Genomic DNA, 18,322 nt, shown 5'->3' with positions numbered 1-18,322 from the left:
GGAAAAAGGTTGGAAGCTGTTAGTTGATTTTAAACCGGCGGTTTTACTCCTCTCATTTATTTTTTTCTCACTAAACAGCTACGAAATGAAATCGGATTTTGAGGGTGTGAAAACTCTATTTTTACAAAAAGATTACAAAGTATGTGAAAAAATATAGGGAATTTGGCCGTAATTTAAAAAATCCTATCTATTAAAAGCAAGTAATTTCAAATAATTGGTGGAATTCATTTATTTCTTTGCAAAATCAAATGCCCTAAATCACTTGCAAATTTGAAATCCAACTGGCTTTTCATATGAGGTGTGAAACCACAAAAATGGTTGGCATATTGATCCGTTTAGCAGTCCAAAAATACACATTTTGCCCCTGTGATCTGCCTATCCGAAACCGGTGTTCAAAACCGCTGGAGTCTTGTAACTATCCGCAAATCCGGTTTCACTACCACAAATCATGTTTTACCTATCTGTTGCTTAAATGAGGTGCGTACGCCATATAAAAAAATGCCGGCAAAATGCTCAATTTCCCAACAAAAAAAACACCCGTAAATTTCGGATGCTGCCTTTTTTATCTGTGTTCCGCTCTTCAATCATGCGCTCTTCTTCTGATTCCGGCATGTTGCTTTCAGCTTTTGACAGGAACCATCCTGCTATGGCCATGCCTGCAAGGACAATCCAGAAGATCAGCTTCCAATTAGCTGATTCTATAAAATGTTTATCTATTCATTCTTTCACACCTCCTAATCGGGTATTTAATCTATATACCCAATATCATTTCACTTCTATCCAAAAAACACCTTTGCCTTATCCGGGCAAAGGTGTTTTTATTTAATTCTTATGAGTAAATGTTGAAGGCTTGATTGCTTTCCTTGTCATAAACTTGTACAAAAGAAAAACAATGACAATAACAACACCTGCCGGAAGCAAATAGTCGTTCGCCATTCCGCCTACTTCCTCCCATTTGTCACCAAGTTTAAACCCAAGAAATACGTATAAAAACGTAATGGGAAGCATTGCAGCAAACGTATAAATGGAAAAAATCCAGACGTTCATTTTAGCCATTCCGCACGGTATGGAGATCAGCGTTCTGACTCCAGGCAGGAAACGGGCGGTAAATGCCACCATCGCTCCGTTTTTTTCAAAGAAAGCATCTGCCTTTGAAAGGTTTTCTTCGTTGATAAATATATATTTTCCATACTTTATGAGAAATGGTCTTCCCCCGTAGCGGCCAAGCGCATAAAGCGTAAGCGGACCGATTGTTCCGCCGACCGTTCCGGCAAGAACCGTCCCCCATAAAGTCATATCTCCCTGATAAACCCAGTACCCTGCAAGCGGCAGCACCAATTCAGCAGGCACAAACTCAAAGCACAGTGCAAGGAGCACGCCAAAGTACGAAAGGTCTTTAAAGTATTCAATAAAAGCTAGAATGTAATGTTCCATGTTCAGTACCAAACTCCTTTTCAGTTCTACAAGCTATCATACTACACATACGATTAAAAAGGGACAACTTTACAGATTTTTAATTCTTGGCTTTTTTCGGTCTGATGATGAGAGGGAAGTCACGAAAAGAGCCTATTCTTAAATTGAGGTGAAGAAATGGATTGGCTGCAGGCAATAATATTAGGATTCATACAAGGTCTGACTGAATTTCTGCCGATTAGTTCAACAGGACATCTCTACCTGGGAAGAAAGCTGTTCGGAATGCAGGACGGCGGAATCTTTCTTGATACGATGCTGCACATCGGAACCTTTATCGCGCTCATCGTGTTTTACAGAGATATTTTACTTAAGCTAATAAAAAATCCTTTTACCAAGCTGACATTTTTATTATTTATCGGAACACTGCCTGCTGTTTTCGCAGGGGTGTTTATCAGTGATTTTTTTGATGGTATTTCAAAATCCGGTGTTACCATCGGGTGGGAATTTTTAATTACTGGAGTGTTTTTATGGTTTGCCGATTCCATAAAGAAGGGTTCAAAAAAACTGGATGATTTAACTGCAGGCGACGCTTTGTTTATCGGCTGTTTTCAGGCTCTTGCTATATTTCCCGCGATTTCAAGGTCAGGGATGACGATTGTAGGAGCATTGATGCGAAAAATCGATAAAGAAACCGCAGCTTACTTTTCATTTTTGCTCTCCATTCCGGCCATATTTGGGGCTATCGTGTTTCAATCAGCTGATCTATTCTCAGGGCATGCAGCGGCAATCGGCTTTATCCCTTTGCTCCTAGCAACTTTAAGCGCTGCATTTACCGGCTACATCGCAGTAAGATGGATGATCGGCTATGTAAAAAAGCACTCTTTAAAAGGATTTGCCGTTTATGTTTGGGCGCTTGGTGTGTTAGTCATAGTCATTCAATCTATTTAAATTCAACATAAAAATTAGCCGCCTCAAGAGGTACGGCTACTTTTTTTTGATTTTTTCCTGAACAGCAGTTTTAGAAATGATCGGATTTTAGGATATTTATTCTGATAGGGATACCATTGAATCTCTGTATTTTTCTTTCCCCGATCAAGAAAAACAGATTTTTCATGACAAAACACACGTATACCCTGCTTACCGTGGTACTTTCCTATTCCGCTGTGCTTCACTCCGCCGAATGGAAGATGATGGTTGACAACTGATATCATCACATCATTGATAACCGCATTTCCGGTAACAAGCTTTGAAACAACACGTTTCGCTTTCTTTAAGTCTTTGCTCCAAACGCTGGCATTTAATCCGTAGATGGAGTCATTTGCAAGTTCTATTGCCTCTTCCTCAGATTGAAAGGGCATGACTGTTACAACAGGACCAAATGTTTCTTCCTGTACTAGCTTCATTTTTTGGTGAACATCAACGACAATGGTTGGCGGAATGAAAAGGCCCTGAGACAAATCCCAATCACGCGGAATTGAACCGGTAATTAACCTGGCGCCTCCTGCAATTGCCTCTTCCAGTTGTTCTTTCATAACGTCTATCTGGCCCCGGTAAGTCATGGATCCAATATCATCATTTAAGTCTGTACCCTGTTTGAGCATTAGCGTTTCACTTTGAAGTTTTTCAAGAAATTCTTCATAAATACTTTGTTCTACGTAAATTCGCTCAGAGCTCATGCACACTTGACCGCTGTTAGTAAAAGCTCCCCAAGCTGCACCTTTTGCAGCCCGGTCCAGATTGGCATCTGCGAAAATAAGGATTGGATCTTTCCCTCCAAGTTCAAGCGTCGTAGGTATTAGTGCTTTTGATGCTTCTTCCTGAATTTTTTTTCCCGTCGCAGCAGATCCAGTAAAAAAAATATAATCAGGTTTTTCTCTAGTAAGCGCAGCTCCTACGTCTTTGCCTCCATGGGCGACTTGTACAAGCCCTTTTGGAAACTCAGCTAACATAAACAAATGTTCAATGTATTTCCCTACTAACGGCGTAACTTCGGATGGTTTCAGGATAACAGAATTGCCGGCAATAAGAGCATTCAGCACCGGGACCATCGCCAGCTGAAGCGGATAGTTCCATGGTGAAATGACAAGTACAGTGCCTCTTGCCATATATTCTATGTAGCTTTTCTTTCCCCAGAAAGTGGCCGGCGTCTGCACCCGGCGCGCAGCAAGACTATTTTCCGCCGTCTTTTCTAAAAAAGCAATCGCATCCAAAACCGGCATAACATCCGCTGTGACAGCTTCTACTTTCACTTTACCCGTATCATTTGCTATCACTTCAATGATTTCATCCATTCGGTCGAACATCACGTTTTTTAATTTCCGGATGAAGGAAAGCCGCTCCTTTACACTTTTTTCTTTCCATGTGTCAAAGGCTGATTTTGAAAGCTCATATATTTGCTGAATTTGATATATGGGCGTTTCATCAATATTTTCATCACTGTTTAATGTAGCTGGGTTCAGGACGGTCATAGACTGATTTCGAGACATTGCAGCCCCTCCTTTTTGCCATCGCTATTTTCTAAAGATATTCCCACAAAAAAAGATCATAAACTTTTCACCTTAAAAAACGCATCTAAATATACGATCGTTTTTTACTGAAAAAATTAACAAAGTTTTAGCTAAAACCATTTTTTTCTGTACATCATCCCTGCGTAAAAGCAGAAACTAAGAAAAAAAGGAAAGCAGGAAAAAAAAATCATGCACACAATGTGGAAAGGCTCCATCAGCTTCGGACTGGTGAATATCCCAATCAAATTATATGCAGCAACTGAAGATAAAGATGTAAAGCTCAGAAATTTGCACAGTAAATGTCATACCCCCATTCAATATGAAAAAAAATGTCCCAACTGTGATGAAACAGTCGGGAATGACGATATTGTCAAAGGCTATGAATATGTGAAGGGGAAGTTTGTCATTTTAGATGAGGAAGAATTGAAACAGCTTAAACAAGAGCATGAAGATAAAGCAGTCGAAATTATCGATTTTGTAAACTTGGAAGAAATCGATCCCATCTATTTTAACCGATCATATTTTGTCGGCCCTGGAGAAAATGGAGGAAAAGCCTATTCGCTGCTTCGTGAAGCCCTTTTAAAATCAGGAAAAATCGGAGTTGCCGAAATGACCATCCGCTCTAAGCAGCAGCTGGCTGTTCTCCGTGTGTATCAAAACACAATTGTAATGGAAACCATTCATTATCCGGATGAAGTCCGGAATACTTCTGATGTTCCAAGTGTTCCTGAAAAAACAGTGCTTGGTGAAAAAGAGCTTGAAACAGCGATTATGCTGATTGATCAACTAACAACAACCTTTAACCCTGAAACTTACAAAGATGACTACCGGGAAGCACTTCTTGGCCTCATTCAAAAGAAAGCAGGCCAAAACGAAGGGAAAACACCGGCTGATGCGCCGCGTGAAAATGTCGTTGACTTAATGAGTGCTCTGCAGGCAAGCATTGACCGCTCAAAAGAAAAGCCTGCAAAAAAAGAGACTGCTCCCAAAAAAACTGAGACTGCCAAAGCGCAGAAAAAAACGAAAACCGCCCGCAAAAAAGCGTAGTCATAAAGAAACCCTCGTCAGGTCAAACGGGGTTTTCTTCTTTCTTTATGATCCAACAAGCCGCTTCAAGAAGCGTATCAAAACAATAATCCGCACCGTGATCAGCTGAACCGATTAAAATTGTTTTTGCACCAGCGCTTTTCCCTGCGAGGATATCGACATCACGGTCGCCGATCATGTAACAGTGTTCTAAATTGATCTCATATTTCTCAGCAAGTGTTGTAATCATGCCAGGCTCGGGTTTTCTGCAGCTGCAGCCGGCGTACGGAGCATGAGCGCAATAAGCAACCTCATGTATGCGGCCGCCTTCTTGTTCAATTTCCTTCATCATCTTTTGATGAATCCTCTGCAGCATCTCCTCCTTCATATATCCAAGCCCCACACCTCCCTGATTCGTCACAACAAAAATAGTAAACCCTTTATTATAGAGAAGGCTTACAGCCTTTGCTGCCCCTTCTAAAAGATATAGCTGAGATGGATGATTGACGAATTTGACACGGTCAGACAAAACTTCATTTATGACGCCGTCGCGGTCTAGAAAAACTGCTTTATTCAAGTTGAAACGCTTCCTTTCATAAATAGAATCGGTATGAGAAATAGTAAGTAAAAAAGAATGAAAAAGGACGATTGCCATGTATGTTAAACCAATGCTTCCAACACTTTCAGCCGGAATACCTGAAGGAGAAAAGTGGAGCTATGAAGTCAAATATGATGGATTCAGGGCAATTTTGTCCATTTCAGAAGAAGGCATCACGTTTACAAGCCGAAATGGGAAAGATTTAGGTGCTCTTTTCCCCGAAATCATGAACGCTGTCCAATCTATCTTTGACAGGCTGAAAGATTTTATGCCGTGCATATTTGACGGCGAGCTTGTCTCATTAAAAAATCCATATAAAGCATCCTTTGAAGTCATTCAGCAGCGCGGAAGGCTGAGGGCAAAAGACAAGATCAATCAAGAGGCAGAAACAAATCCATGTCAGTATTTAATCTTTGACCTTCTTGAATGCAAACAGGAAAAAACAGCTTTTCTTGACTATCTTTCACGAAAAACGCTCTTGTCTAACATCGCTTCATCATGCGGACTGCCTCTTGAACCACGTAAAAGCAATCAGCTCATCCAATACGTTCCTTCCTTTGCGGGCCATGAGGCTTTATGGAGCGGCATTCGAGCATTTGACGCGGAAGGCATGATTGCAAAAGAAAATAAAAGCAAGTGGGAGGCCGGAGTGCGCACGAAATCCTGGCTGAAAATAAAAAATTACAAATATGCTTTGTTTTTCATTATAGGATATGACAAGAAGAATGGGTATTTTAAAGCGGGTGTTTTCAAAGGAGAGAATGTGATAGACACGGGTGTTTTTTCTCATGGGCTGGAGGGATCTGACCGAGACTCTTTAATTAGGATTCTAAAGGAAAATAAGGAGAGCGAGGATTCACAATGGATCACGATTTCCCCTGCGATCTGCGTAGAGCTGCAATTTTTGGAGCTCTATAAAAATCAGCTGCGTGAGCCCTCTTTTTCTGCTTTCAGGTTCGACCTGTCCCCGCATGAATGCACCTGGGAGCAGCTGAAGCTGAAGGCTGTTTCATTTCACGAAGAAGTTCAGATCACACACCCTGATAAACCGCTGTGGGAAAATCCACTGCGGACAAAAACTGACTATCTTGCTTATTTAGTGGAGGTTTCTGACTATATGCTTCCTTTCTTGAAAAATAAATCTCTCACGGTTATTCGATATCCGCACGGAACCTCTGATGAAGCCTTTTATCAAAAAAATTGTCCGGATTATGCGCCTGAGTTTGTGGAAACCACAAAGCAGGATGGAATTGACTATATCTTGTGCAACGACATCTCAACTTTGATCTGGCTTGGAAATCAGCTTTCCCTGGAATTTCATATTCCTTTCCAGACTTATGATTCTTCCTGTCCGAATGAAATTGTCTTTGATTTAGATCCGCCATCGAGGGCTGATTTTCACATGGCTGTCTCAGCAGCGCTCGAAATGCGCAAACTCTTTGACTCATTCGGACTTGCTTCATTCCCAAAATTATCAGGCGGAAAAGGAATTCAAATTCATATTCCCATTACCAATAATCGGTTTTCATATGACCAGACAAAAAAGTTTACATCCTTTATTGCTGCATATTTAGTGAATGCATACCCAGAAATGTATACGATCGAACGGCTCAAAAAGAACCGCGGAAACCGGCTGTATGTCGACTACATTCAACATGCTGAAGGAAAAACAATCATTGCGCCCTATTCTGTCAGAGGGAATCCCGAAGATGCATATGCAGCGGCCCCTTTATTCTGGGATGAAGTGGTGCAAGATTTGAAGGTTAATCAGTTTACTATGGATTATGTAGCAGAGCGGATTAAAAAGGGCTGCCCATTTCAAGATTACTTCTCTTCACCTCAGGACGAAGTGATTCAGCAGGTGTTAGATTTTATAGAGAAAAATAAGCAGTAACACCTCTTTTATTTGGCGATCAAAGGAAACAAGACAGCAAACTTGCTCCGGCAAGTAACCAGGGCAAACCAAATACGTAAGGGTGATCCAATTCGGAACACCCTGAACATATTTATTGTCATCTATCTCTTTTACAAGCTTTGTAATCTGTTTCACCAGAACGACCGTTTCTTGTATGGCATCGTCGGGTAAAATCAAAATTTCAAAAACTCAACCTCCATTGTGATGAATCATTCTTTTGTATTCGGAAGACAGCCAAGCAGAAAAAAGCCCAAGGCATAATTCGGGAGGCAGCGGTCAAAAATAAACCATACCCTTACATATTTGGAGCCCACCTATGACTAATTTCACTTGGTTTTTCCTGCTGTTTATTATAAGCCTGTTCCTTGCCGCTGCAGCCGCAAAAAAAGACCGGAACATGCTGATTCCTTTATGGTTATTCAATGCAGGTCTTGCATACCTGTTTGAAATTCTCATTTTTGTTTTTTTACATTCATACATGTATAAGCCTGAGGTTTTCGCAGACCCCTTCTTCGACAGCACATTTGGCTCGCTTTTCAGCCAATTTATGATTGTGCCGATGACCGCTGTCGTCATCGCCTTTTACAGATTAAGTGTTCCGGTCATGCTGCTGGCCAGTTTTTGCATATCCGCTATAGAAGTCCTGTTTTTACAATTAGAAATATACGAGCACCACTGGTGGAAAACTTATTTTACAACCTTTTTCCTTCCGGTTGCTTTTTATATTTCTTCCGTGTGGTACAGATTGTTAAAAAAAGGGAACCTCCTTGAAAAAATGGTATCCCTCTACTTAATAAATGTATCTATTTCCCTTTCCCTGACATGGGCAGCAACCGTTCCTCTCTCCATGTATCATTTTCAGCCTGGCTGGTTTTCGGATGCAGCAAGGGATCATATCGCAGGCAACTCCCTCTTTTTTAGCTTTGCAAGCTTAATTTATTCATTTATAACAATCTTGAAAAAAAAATCATATAAAGCCTTCTTATTCGGAGGCTTGCTGATTGTTCAGCTTCTCCTGCTTCAGGAAGACTTTATTATATCGTTTCAAGGTTTTTTTTCATTTGCAGCGCTTCACTTATTTTTTGCGGGAGTAAGCAGTCTTGTATGGATTTCTTTCTTGCAAAAAAAGAATAGAAAAAATAAAAAAGACTGCCATGATTAATCGGCATTCTTTTAACTTATGACCAATTTTCAACACCTGGCATCCTCTGCTGCAAGGCGTTTTTATAGCATGAATTTATTGATCAACTGAAAACACAATGAACTCCCCGAACCCGAATATGCATTCTAATAAAATCCAAAAAAAATCCCGTCATCAGCGGGATTTTAACGAAATAATAAATGCTGGCTATGAACGCCTGCTTTTTTCAGCAAGGCCATGAGCTGGTGCTGTTCCTCTGTTGATAGTCCAGAAAATGCGCGAGCCATTCTTAGCGTGTGAATCGGATAGATTTCGTCCAGGTAGGTTTGTCCTTTTTCAGTCAGCTTAGCATAGACAGACCGTTTATCTTTAGGGTCTTGTTCACGGTAAATAAATTCATTTTTTTCAAGCTTATCAATCACGTAGGTGACATTGCCGCTTACAAGCAGCAGTCTTGAACCGATTTGCTGAAGCTTTTGCGGGCCCTTCGTGTAAAGCAGTTCAAGCACTGAAAACTCCGTCGGATTAAAGCCATGTTCTTTGCTGTCGCGAATGGAGTGCTCTGACACGCTTTTAAAAGCTCTTGCAAACGTTTTAAATAAATTCAGTGCAAGTTCAAGTTCTTCATCTGTATAAGACATCATTCTCATCGCCCTCTTACTTTAACATTCTTAAAATGTCTTAATATTCACACAGTTATACTGTTTATTCTACTATCAATCCTGTGTTTTTTGAAGTAGTTTCTTAATTGATTTACCAGATTCATAGGATTCAACAGGGCCTATAATTACTGAATTTCTAAATTTGGACTGACCTGAGGATTCATTCAGTCCCAAGATTACCCCATTCCTGGATTTGACTTTTTATGTGACTGCTCTCCTAAAATCATTAAATCTTCTCTTCGATTCATATTGGCAAAACGGCCGGAATTCTTAAAATTCGATTCATTTAAATAGACGGGATTTAACTGGTCCATCAGAGTCATCATTTTTAATTCTCTGAGATCTAATAATCTCTCAATTTCAGGTAAAACAGTGCAATGATACAAGGCACAGAGAGGATGATATTTTCCATCAATGACAGGAATAACAGCAGGCTGTTTTTCATTTATGCCAGATAGCAGAGCTGACAGAATATCCTGATCAATAAGCGGCATATCGCATGCCAGTACAAGATACCATTCTGCCTGAACCTCTTTCATTGCTGTATAGAGTCCAGCGAGAGGGCCCATTCCCCTGTATTTTGCATGATCTCTGATAAATTGAACGTTTTCAGCAGAATAATCCGTTCGTCCGATGACTGCCACAACGTCTGTTACCGCTTTCAAATTATTTAGTGCAAGCTCTAAAAAAGTGCTGTTTTTATAAGGTTCCAGGGCTTTATCTGACCCAAACCGGCGTGATTGCCCGCCGGCTAAAACGATACCTGCAAGTTTCATACCCATTTAGCTCCTGCCTTCATATCTTTTCATTATCTTAACACACAATGATAAAGGGAGGCTATTTTCTTCAAGCGAAATGACGCAGAAGAATGTGGAAGAAATAATTCGATAATGATGATAAAGAATAATTCATGGGTTGCTGCCTTGGAAAGTCACCCCAATTATAACGACTGTATTGTTCGCTTTATTTAAATATGAAGGAAAAATTGATTTTTGCAGATTAGTGAAGGCATTTTATTGAGGGGAATAAAGATGGATTTACAATAAACAGCAAGGATAGGATACGCTGAAGCTGCCTAGATCATATTCGCAGTGCAGAATATAGTGATGCCTTTTTCCCGCAAGAAAAAAAGCCGGAGAAGAACTCGACTTTGAACCGAGGCTTACCTATTTATTGAATTTATCGAAAACAGCAGGCACGAGATTAATCTGCCTCCGAAAAAGTTCCTCCTAGCCCCAATAAAGACAAGGTCACATGCAGACTGAACGGCTATCTTTATAAGCACTTTGAACTCAGGCTTATACAGACTTTTTATGTGAAAGCTTGATTAAAGGGATATTGTTAAAAAAATAATGATATTCCTTTTTTAATTCTGACAGCGTCATGCTGCTCAAAACTTCTTGATTATAGATGCCAAGAGATAATAGTTTCTTGCAGTAAAAGGCTCTTTGATCTTCCAATGCTTTTTGAAATAATTTACTCATTTTCTCATTTCCCCTTTCCATTTGTCCTCACTTCACTCTACCCGTTAAATGTTGTTCTTCAATTAAGACCGTGTAAAATTTCACTAACATGTGTTAAAAATCTGTAAATGGTCGACACTAGTTTCTAAAACGCTCTGGGAGATGATGAAACAGTGAAACACATTCGGCCGGCAGCATTCCGAAGAAATCAGCATAATCAAGACATTTACTTCCTAAATACACTTGAACCAAAGCATGAACAGCTCTTTTTCGCACGCCTTTCAATTCCTGATAAAAAGCTTCTTTTTATATGTGCTTATGAAACAAATCAGGATCGCTTCGGTGATGTGACCTCTTTATTCACAGAGGAGTATATCAATGAGCTGAATCAATTTTTGGCAGGCTATTCCTCCTATCCACTCAGCAGTCAATCAGGATGATTTTTTCAAGAAGCCGTTTTGCACAAAACGCAGAAATTCCTGAGCATCTTTCCCGATAACAGTCTGGAGATCCTCAAGCATCTCATCCCTCCTTACATCTAATTCCACAATTTTTTTGGCAATTTCAGCTGCCTTCTTCATGTCCATGCTGTCTCCTCCTTCAAACTCTTACTGTTAGTTTAATAAGAATCAAATGAAATATCAGTACTTTTGTCAATAAACCTTACACGTTATTTTCTTTTTCTTACAAACCATGTTAGATTTTCTCACAAAACTTCACTTTTTCCGGTGTGGGTGAGGTATAATTGGAAAAAGAATCTAATGTGCGGGGTGGAAAAATGGAACAGCACGACCACTCATATAAAGACAAAAAAGTCATTTCAATTGGAATTGTCAGCGAACTAACAGGCTTATCTTTAAGACAGATCCGTTATTATGAGGAAAGACGTTTAATTTCGCCTCAAAGAACAACAAGGGGTACAAGAAAATATTCATTTTCTGATGTGGAAAGGCTCATGGAGATTGCAAATAAACGGGAAGATGGCGTACAAACAAATGAAATCTTAAAAGAAATGAGAAAAAAAGAAATGCGCAGCAATCCCGATTACCGCAAAAAAATGCTCGAAGGCCAGCTAAATGCACAATTTCATTTTCGCAATAAAAAATGAGGGGCGATTGTCAGCCCCTCATTTTATTGGTGTTTAAAATTGAAAACGATTGACGAGCCTGCTCAGTTTTCCGGACAAGTCAAGCAAGGAATCCGCATTGCTTGAGATTTCTTCCATAGACTGACTGGACTGCTCTGCGGATGCTGCTGTTTGTTCAATTCCTGCAGCTGCTTCTTCTGATACAGACGCAATGCTTGAAATCGAGTCGTTCATCACTTCACTATTTTTCATAATCTGAGTTAAATCTGTCTGAATGGTTACAATTCTTGTTGACATTTCTTCAATAAAACCTTTAATTTCAGTAAAGCTTTTCCCTGTTTGATGGATGGATTTTGCACCTTTTACAATCTGCTCATAGCCGTGTTCCAGGTTTTCAGCTACTTCTTCCGTTTCTTTTCTGACATTGCCTACAATTTTATTAATATCCACAATCGACCTTGATACCTGTTCTGCAAGCTTTCGGACTTCATCTGCCACAACCGCAAATCCCCTTCCATGTTCTCCGGCACGTGCAGCTTCGATTGCTGCATTCAGCGCCAGAAGATTGGTTTGATCTGCGATGCTTTGAATCACGTCCACTAAAGTGGAAATCTGTCCCGACTGTTCATCAAGACGCTTCACCTTCAGCACGGTATTTTCCATTAAATCATTGATGCGGTTCATTTGACTGACCGATTCGCTCATTAATGTATAACCTGTTTGTGATTGATTCAGCACTTCCGCAGAAGCCTCGGCAACAGCCTGTCCATTTTGGTTGGCAATATAAATGGAGTCCATCAGCTTGCCCATTGTTTCAGCCAGATCGGAAGCTGAATTTGCCTGGGTTTCTGCTCCTGAAGACAGCTCCTGCATAGTTGAGGCAATCTGCTCGCTTCCTGCTTTCAGCTCTTTCGAAGAAGACTGCAGCTGTTCACTCTGCTCTGCCACTGACAAGGAAGCCCCGGAAATATCCTTCACAATGGCTTTCAGCTGCTGATTCATTTCATTTACAGAATGAACAAGCTCGCCTATTTCATCCTGTGATGCCGATAAAAGAGGCTTATGATTCAGCTGGCCATTTGAAATGGCTCTCATTCTGCTGACAATCGTCAGAATCGGCTTAGTGAAAGCGTTTGAAATCCGGATGGCCAAGAAAACACCGATTGCGACTATCACCACTGAAAGGACAATACCAAGCATATTGATAAACCGTCCTTGATTAATAATCGCATCTCCATCTTGCATAATTGATTTTTCACGCTCGCTGGCGAGAGAATCAAATCCCTCTGTAAGCTCATCCGCAAGATTCTGCACATCTCCGCGGAGCGTCTGGTTCGCTGTTACCCTCATTCCAGAATCAAAGCTTTTAATGACTTCATCTTCTACGATTTCTTCCCATTCAGCACTTTTTTTCATTAATTCGCGGCTCTTCGGGTTATCACTTTGAGCAAGCAGTTTTTTCTGAAGTGCCTGACTTTCTTTTGTCAGCTCATAATACTGATCTTTATATTCATCTTTCCCATAAATAAAATATGCTCTGATTAAAGATACGCGCTGTGTAATATTATCACTGAGCTTTCCTTCCGCTAGAAGCGACTGCATGTCCTTTTGCACAATCTGCTTCGTCTGGCTGTTAACCATGCTGAAACCGATCATACTAAACGCCGCCATCAAAAGACTGAGCACAATAATAACCGAAAAACTGCCCAGCAGCTTCCCTTTTAAAGAAAATGATGCAAAGCGCTTTTTTTCTCTAGGCTTCCTTTTTTTTAATCGCTTCATCTTTTAAGTGCCCCCTCCTTATATGAAAAATAGACAATATTCCTCACACAGCCTGATTTCCAATGTGAAATAAGGCTCATATATTGTTCATCGGCTATTTTGACTGAATATTTAGCGAAAAGTTGAATCGACTGTTTACCCAAAGAGGAAAAGTGTTTTGTTCACAGTTGTGCGGAAATAATTTTGAAAGTCTCGGAATTATTGTTCAAAGTCCCGGAATTAATCCGGAATGTCTCGGAATTATTGTTCAAAGTATCGGAATTAATCCGGAATGTCTCGGAATTATCTTGCAAAGTACCGGAATTAATCCGGAATGTTTCGGAATTATCTTGCAAAACATCTGCAAAAAAAAGCAATGCACCTTGTCAGATGCACTGCCTTCAAAATTTTATTTATACAATTTTCGGATGATCTGGTTCTGAAACGATTTTCGGATGGTCTGGCTCTGATACAATCTTCGGATGATCCGGCTCAGAAAACAATCCAACTCCCGCTGCAAATGCTAATGAAAAAATCCCTGCAGTGATGCCCATAACTATTTTTTTCATGACTAGCTCTCCCTTGTTAATTAATTTGCATATGTTTTTTTCAAAGCGCTACAAACGATTTGATAATATTGAACGGCTGATTTGTATTTGTGGCGATCTTCGAAGTATGATGCCATAAGTTCTGAATACTCGATAATATACTGCTGTTTTTCGTGCTCGATAAAGTAAGGGATAACGACCTCCATCATAAAATATTCAAATTCAGATGATAGATTATCCTGCAGCAAATATTCATAGATTTTAAAATGATAATGATATTCCTGATTAGGGTTATTTTCTAAAATGTGTTTGCCTTCTATTATCCACTTCCCAGCTTCTTCTTTATTTTCTAATTGATAATAGGCATACAGGATAGAAAAAATAGTGCTTAACGATTCATTCTTATCTTTAAATTGCAGAGCCTCATTGTATCGATCGATTGCCTGTTCATATTTTTTTGTAATTGAACTGAGGTACCCCATATTATGATAGATCATTCCAAGCAGACTTTTATCATTCAGCTGCTCAGCAATCTTCCTTGCCAGCAAATAGCTTTCTTCTGACCGGGTATGCTCCTCACACCGCAAATAATTAATCCCAAGCAGAATCTGACACTCTGCGCATCTCATTAAATCGTATCTTGATTGATATATATTTAAAGCAAAGTGAGTGTACTGGATAACCAGTGCCGCTTTTCTTAATTGACTCAGAGTCAGGGCAATTGAATAATAGAGATCCGCTTCTTCCCACTTTTCAAATGGGAGGTGTTTTGTCAAAAACCGCTCCGCTCCTTTGAGGTGCAGAAGCGCTGTAGAATATTTGCTTTGAAGATAGTGATGAAGGCCGACAAATTTCTCGTAATAGTAGGTCATCTTTTCTTCAAAGATGTCTTTGTACAAATTGATTTTTTTAAGCTTCGAATCCGCTTCTGCAAACTCTCTTTCTGTCAGCAAATACCTGAATTCAAACAGAACAAAGTAGATCATGGCCGTTGTATCGCTTGATGAAAGGATTTCTTTCTGCAGGTCAATGTACCTTTTTTTCAGATGATCGTGCTTGCGGTGAACGATATCATGATACCAGTCAAATAAGGATTTCATCAGAGGAATTTCTTCTTCTTCGATGAGGTTGATATCAAGCCTGTTGCATAAGTAATCAAGGACTTCGATGCTTGCAGTCGTCTGATTGTTTTCGATTTTCGATAAGTAAGAAGTGGAAATGATGCCTCGTGAAAGTTCCTCCTGCGTCTTATTTTGCTGAATGCGATAGAACCTTATTCGACTTCCTATTTCCATATGCAGCACCTCATCTATACTAATCTGTATGTTTAGTTCTCTCTTTATTATGCCGAATCCTTTTGCGTTCGTATTGGGAAAATAGCCTCAATTTTTCTGAATAATACATAAAATAAAGACCCATATTTCCCAATCTGCAAAAATCCCCAGGAAACATCCCTCCTATTTCTCCCTATTATTCGGAAAAAAGGCCCCATCTTTCCCAATACCAATGACTCTATTAAAATGGTAGCATAATTGATAGAATAGTCAAACTTTTTGACTCTATGATTATTCTATACTATTTTAGGGGGTTTATTCATGAAAAAGTGGAAGGCTCTGAGTATTTTATTTGCTTTTGTCCTGTTTTTCTCCATGATTTTCACCTCTCCGTCTGCTGAGGCTATTTCGGGAAAGAAAGATTATTTAATAGGGATTAAAGCATCTGTCAAAGATTTTAAAGTGAAAGCGAATCTAATCTCGAGTGCCGGCGGTAAGGTCAAGCATCAATATAAATATATGAACGTGGTGCACGCCTCTCTGCCGGATCATGCAGCAGCGGCTCTTCAAAAAAATCCGAATGTCACATTTATTGAAGAAGATTTCGAAGCGAAAGCCACCAGCCAGACCGTTCCATACGGTATTCCTCAAATTAAAGCAGATGCTGTTCAATCCTCAGGCATTAGAGGGAACGGTGTAAAAGTTGCTGTACTTGATTCAGGAATTGACTCCTCTCATGAAGATTTGAATGTGACAGGAGGAGCAAGCTTCGTGGCGGCTGAACCGAATCCATTCATAGATGGTAACAGCCATGGAACTCACGTAGCCGGGACTGTTGCTGCATTAAATAATACCATCGGTGTTCTGGGAGTTGCTCCGGATGTCACTCTTTATGCTGTAAAAGTACTTGATTCCTCAGGAAGCGGCACCTATAGCGGAATTGCTCAAGGCATTGAGTGGGCTGTTGACAATGGAATGGATGTTATTAATATGAGTCTTGGCGGCAGCCAGGGTTCTACCGCCCTCCAGCAGGCTGTCGATCAAGCTTATAATAAAGGCATTGTTGTTGTAGCAGCTGCAGGCAACAGCGGGTCAAAAGGCAAGCGGAACACAATCGGCTATCCGGCCAAATACAGTTCTGTTATTGCGGTAGGTGCAGTTGATTCCTCGAACAATCGGGCATCTTTTTCAAGTGTCGGCTCAGAGCTTGACGTCATGGCTCCGGGTGTCAATACATTAAGCACCGTTCCGGGCAATAAATATGCTGCTTTTAATGGTACTTCCATGGCATCGCCGCACGTAGCCGGTGCAGCCGCTTTAATTCTTAGTAAATATCCGGGCATGTCAAATATCGAAGTGATTAACCGCTTAAAAAATACAGCTGTTCCACTTGGTGATCCATTTTATTATGGTGCCGGAGTCATCAATGTTCAGGCTGCCATTCAATAAAAAAAGAGCTCAGTCCTTTTGGACATGAGCTCTTTTTCCATGTATTAGACAACTTTCAATTCAACCTCGATATTTCCTTTTGTTGCTTTTGAATATGGACAAACGTTATGAGCCTTTTGAACAAGCTCTTCAGCTCTTTCTTTTGTTACATCCGGAATGTGAACTTCAAGGATAACAGATAATCCGAAGCCTGTATCATCCTTTCCAATTGATACATGTGATGTAACCATTGTTTGGCCGATTTTTTCACGTTCTGTTCTTGCCACCAAATTTAATGCGCTATCAAAGCAAGCGGAATAACCCGCTGCAAACAATTGCTCTGGATTCGTTCCTTCTCCGCCTCTTCCGCCAAGAGCTTTTGGCATATCAATAGCTAAATCTAGTTCTTTGTCTTTCGTTTGGACTCTTCCTTCTCTTCCGCCTGTCGCTGTTGCAGTTGCTGTGTAAAGTTTTTGCATGATAGCATCCCCATTTCATTTTATAAAATTAAATTGTGCACAATTTGTTTTTGCAAAACTAATATAGCAAGCGTATAATGGGTTTGTCAATAAATAAATGTCGGGAGTAAATAACCAATGCCTTCAGATAAACACCCTCTCAGTCTGGAACAGCAGCTTTGTTTTTCCATTTACGCGTGTTCCAGGGAAATGACAAAAATGTACAGACCCATTTTGCAGGAGCTTGAGCTGACATACCCGCAATATTTAGTCATGCTCGTTTTATGGGAGCATGAAAAAATGAACGTGAAGGATTTAGGCAAGGAACTTTTTTTAGATTCAGGCACACTCACCCCCTTGCTGAAAAGACTTGAAGAAGCTGGTTTGGTTGAGCGCATTCGTTCTAAAGCAGATGAGCGCAAAGTAGAGATCAGTTTAACGGCCCAGGGTCAAAACCTGAAAGAAGAAGCGCAGCGTGTCCCAGAATTCATGCTGAAAACAAGCGGGCTTTCACGGGAAGATTTCGAGAGATTGAATCAAGAATTTCGAAGTCTGCTTAAAAAACTGACTTCTCTATAAATGTTTTTTTAAATGATCAAAGCGTTTAAAACAGAAAAAAATTACGATATATAAACGATTCAGGGATATTTTGCAATGAAATGCGAGGTGATTCTCTTGAACATGATGGATGTTCTTATTGAGAAATATCGGCAGGAAATGTTTGAAAGCGCAAAAAAAGACGGACTTAGTTCCATCACTACCATAAAAGCAAGCCAGCAGCTGGACCGTATTCTGAATATCGGAATGCAAGCAGAACCATCAAAGTGGCTGGAAAGAAAGAATCAAGTATTGAATTAATCGAATATGTAAAAAAGCTTGTATGAATCAGTAAACATTAATCCTTGTTTAGTCTAATTAACATACGAAAAGAATAGGTTAAAATATGGTGTTCCACATTATATCTATAGGGTTGAATCTTTAACAGGGATTTATCCCTATTTTCTTTATGTAAAAGACTACTTACAAAGACACTTTACTGCA

At 40.0% G+C, this 18,322-nt stretch carries 21 protein-coding genes; 9 read left to right on the top strand and 12 right to left on the bottom strand.

Annotation, left to right across the window (positions count from 1 at the left end; translation table 11 throughout):
- Window positions 1-822 precede the first annotated feature (822 nt).
- Entirely contained in the window at window positions 823-1,434 is a 612-nt protein-coding gene (locus QLQ22_RS08875; protein ID WP_223441381.1) for a DedA family protein, read from the bottom strand.
- A 156-nt stretch (window positions 1,435-1,590) separates the two neighbouring features.
- On the opposite strand from QLQ22_RS08875, the gene QLQ22_RS08870 reads away from it, so the two are divergent.
- Entirely contained in the window at window positions 1,591-2,361 is a 771-nt protein-coding gene (locus QLQ22_RS08870) for an undecaprenyl-diphosphate phosphatase (protein ID WP_223441378.1), read from the top strand.
- Between the two features lie 23 nt (window positions 2,362-2,384).
- On the opposite strand, the gene QLQ22_RS08865 is transcribed toward QLQ22_RS08870, so the two are convergent.
- Entirely contained in the window at window positions 2,385-3,899 is a 1,515-nt protein-coding gene (locus tag QLQ22_RS08865; RefSeq protein ID WP_284016477.1) for an aldehyde dehydrogenase family protein, read from the bottom strand.
- 210 nt (window positions 3,900-4,109) lie between these two features.
- On the opposite strand from QLQ22_RS08865, the gene ku reads away from it, so the two are divergent.
- Window positions 4,110-4,967, top strand: coding sequence for a non-homologous end joining protein Ku (gene ku, locus QLQ22_RS08860; protein ID WP_223441371.1), 858 nt, complete (start codon window positions 4,110-4,112; stop codon window positions 4,965-4,967).
- Window positions 4,968-4,989: 22 nt separating this feature from the next.
- Here the strand turns inward: ku and QLQ22_RS08855 are convergent, their stop codons facing one another.
- Window positions 4,990-5,523, bottom strand: coding sequence for a D-glycero-alpha-D-manno-heptose-1,7-bisphosphate 7-phosphatase (locus QLQ22_RS08855; RefSeq protein ID WP_223441368.1), 534 nt, complete (start codon window positions 5,521-5,523; stop codon window positions 4,990-4,992).
- Window positions 5,524-5,599: 76 nt separating this feature from the next.
- Here QLQ22_RS08855 and QLQ22_RS08850 point away from each other — a divergent pair, with 76 nt between their 5' ends.
- Window positions 5,600-7,438 carry a DNA ligase D gene (locus QLQ22_RS08850; protein ID WP_284016476.1) on the top strand — a complete coding sequence of 613 codons (1,839 nt, stop codon included), beginning with the start codon at window positions 5,600-5,602 and terminating at the stop codon, window positions 7,436-7,438.
- On the opposite strand, the gene QLQ22_RS08845 is transcribed toward QLQ22_RS08850, so the two are convergent.
- Complete coding sequence (locus tag QLQ22_RS08845; protein WP_284016475.1) at window positions 7,409-7,636, bottom strand: hypothetical protein; 228 nt, start codon at window positions 7,634-7,636, stop codon at window positions 7,409-7,411. The two genes, QLQ22_RS08850 and QLQ22_RS08845, sit on opposite strands and share 30 nt — an antisense overlap.
- Window positions 7,637-7,775: 139 nt before the next feature.
- Between QLQ22_RS08845 and QLQ22_RS08840 the strand changes: the two genes are divergently transcribed.
- Complete coding sequence (locus QLQ22_RS08840; RefSeq protein WP_223441360.1) at window positions 7,776-8,621, top strand: hypothetical protein; 846 nt, start codon at window positions 7,776-7,778, stop codon at window positions 8,619-8,621.
- Between the two features lie 164 nt (window positions 8,622-8,785).
- On the opposite strand, the gene QLQ22_RS08835 is transcribed toward QLQ22_RS08840, so the two are convergent.
- The 3 genes from QLQ22_RS08835 to fbpA all read right to left on the bottom strand — a co-directional run bounded on the left by QLQ22_RS08835 (window position 8,786) and on the right by fbpA (window position 10,746).
- Entirely contained in the window at window positions 8,786-9,244 is a 459-nt protein-coding gene (locus QLQ22_RS08835) for a MarR family winged helix-turn-helix transcriptional regulator (protein WP_420828839.1), read from the bottom strand.
- 194 nt (window positions 9,245-9,438) lie between these two features.
- Entirely contained in the window at window positions 9,439-10,038 is a 600-nt protein-coding gene (gene mobA, locus QLQ22_RS08830) for a molybdenum cofactor guanylyltransferase (protein WP_223441354.1), read from the bottom strand.
- Window positions 10,039-10,560: 522 nt separating this feature from the next.
- Entirely contained in the window at window positions 10,561-10,746 is a 186-nt protein-coding gene (gene fbpA / locus QLQ22_RS08825) for a Fur-regulated basic protein FbpA (RefSeq protein WP_223441351.1), read from the bottom strand.
- A gap of 152 nt (window positions 10,747-10,898) precedes the next feature.
- Here fbpA and QLQ22_RS08820 point away from each other — a divergent pair, with 152 nt between their 5' ends.
- Complete coding sequence (locus QLQ22_RS08820) at window positions 10,899-11,165, top strand: hypothetical protein (RefSeq protein ID WP_223441348.1); 267 nt, start codon at window positions 10,899-10,901, stop codon at window positions 11,163-11,165.
- On the opposite strand, the gene QLQ22_RS08815 is transcribed toward QLQ22_RS08820, so the two are convergent.
- On the bottom strand, window positions 11,157-11,312 hold the full coding sequence (locus QLQ22_RS08815; protein ID WP_223441346.1) for a hypothetical protein: 156 nt from the start codon (window positions 11,310-11,312) through the stop codon (window positions 11,157-11,159). The two genes, QLQ22_RS08820 and QLQ22_RS08815, sit on opposite strands and share 9 nt — an antisense overlap.
- 191 nt (window positions 11,313-11,503) lie before the next feature.
- Here QLQ22_RS08815 and QLQ22_RS08810 point away from each other — a divergent pair, with 191 nt between their 5' ends.
- Complete coding sequence (locus QLQ22_RS08810; RefSeq protein ID WP_223443279.1) at window positions 11,504-11,833, top strand: MerR family transcriptional regulator; 330 nt, start codon at window positions 11,504-11,506, stop codon at window positions 11,831-11,833.
- 33 nt (window positions 11,834-11,866) lie between these two features.
- Here the strand turns inward: QLQ22_RS08810 and QLQ22_RS08805 are convergent, their stop codons facing one another.
- The 3 genes from QLQ22_RS08805 to QLQ22_RS08795 all read right to left on the bottom strand — a co-directional run bounded on the left by QLQ22_RS08805 (window position 11,867) and on the right by QLQ22_RS08795 (window position 15,416).
- Window positions 11,867-13,594: a methyl-accepting chemotaxis protein gene (locus tag QLQ22_RS08805; protein ID WP_284016472.1), complete on the bottom strand. Its 1,728-nt coding sequence runs from the start codon at window positions 13,592-13,594 to the stop codon at window positions 11,867-11,869.
- Window positions 13,595-13,986: 392 nt separating this feature from the next.
- A complete protein-coding gene (locus QLQ22_RS08800; RefSeq protein ID WP_223441341.1) occupies window positions 13,987-14,142 on the bottom strand; it encodes a hypothetical protein in 156 nt (51 codons plus the stop codon).
- Window positions 14,143-14,162: 20 nt separating this feature from the next.
- Entirely contained in the window at window positions 14,163-15,416 is a 1,254-nt protein-coding gene (locus QLQ22_RS08795) for a helix-turn-helix transcriptional regulator (protein WP_223441340.1), read from the bottom strand.
- Between the two features lie 300 nt (window positions 15,417-15,716).
- On the opposite strand from QLQ22_RS08795, the gene QLQ22_RS08790 reads away from it, so the two are divergent.
- A complete protein-coding gene (locus QLQ22_RS08790) occupies window positions 15,717-16,844 on the top strand; it encodes a S8 family peptidase (RefSeq protein WP_223441337.1) in 1,128 nt (375 codons plus the stop codon).
- Window positions 16,845-16,888: 44 nt separating this feature from the next.
- On the opposite strand, the gene QLQ22_RS08785 is transcribed toward QLQ22_RS08790, so the two are convergent.
- Window positions 16,889-17,302, bottom strand: a complete 414-nt coding sequence (locus QLQ22_RS08785; RefSeq protein ID WP_223441335.1) for an organic hydroperoxide resistance protein — start codon at window positions 17,300-17,302, stop codon at window positions 16,889-16,891.
- A gap of 117 nt (window positions 17,303-17,419) precedes the next feature.
- On the opposite strand from QLQ22_RS08785, the gene QLQ22_RS08780 reads away from it, so the two are divergent.
- A complete protein-coding gene (locus QLQ22_RS08780; RefSeq protein WP_223441333.1) occupies window positions 17,420-17,860 on the top strand; it encodes a MarR family winged helix-turn-helix transcriptional regulator in 441 nt (146 codons plus the stop codon).
- A 75-nt stretch (window positions 17,861-17,935) separates the two neighbouring features.
- Window positions 17,936-18,139, top strand: coding sequence for an aspartyl-phosphate phosphatase Spo0E family protein (locus QLQ22_RS08775; RefSeq protein WP_223441329.1), 204 nt, complete (start codon window positions 17,936-17,938; stop codon window positions 18,137-18,139).
- Window positions 18,140-18,322 lie beyond the last annotated feature (183 nt).

Origin of the sequence: Metabacillus hrfriensis (assembly GCF_030127205.1) — a bacterium.
GTDB classification, from domain to species: domain Bacteria; phylum Bacillota; class Bacilli; order Bacillales; family Bacillaceae; genus Bacillus_P; species Bacillus_P dongyingensis.
The sequence above is the reverse complement of the archived record's forward strand: the minus strand, read 5'-3'. Positions and strand labels throughout refer to the sequence as shown.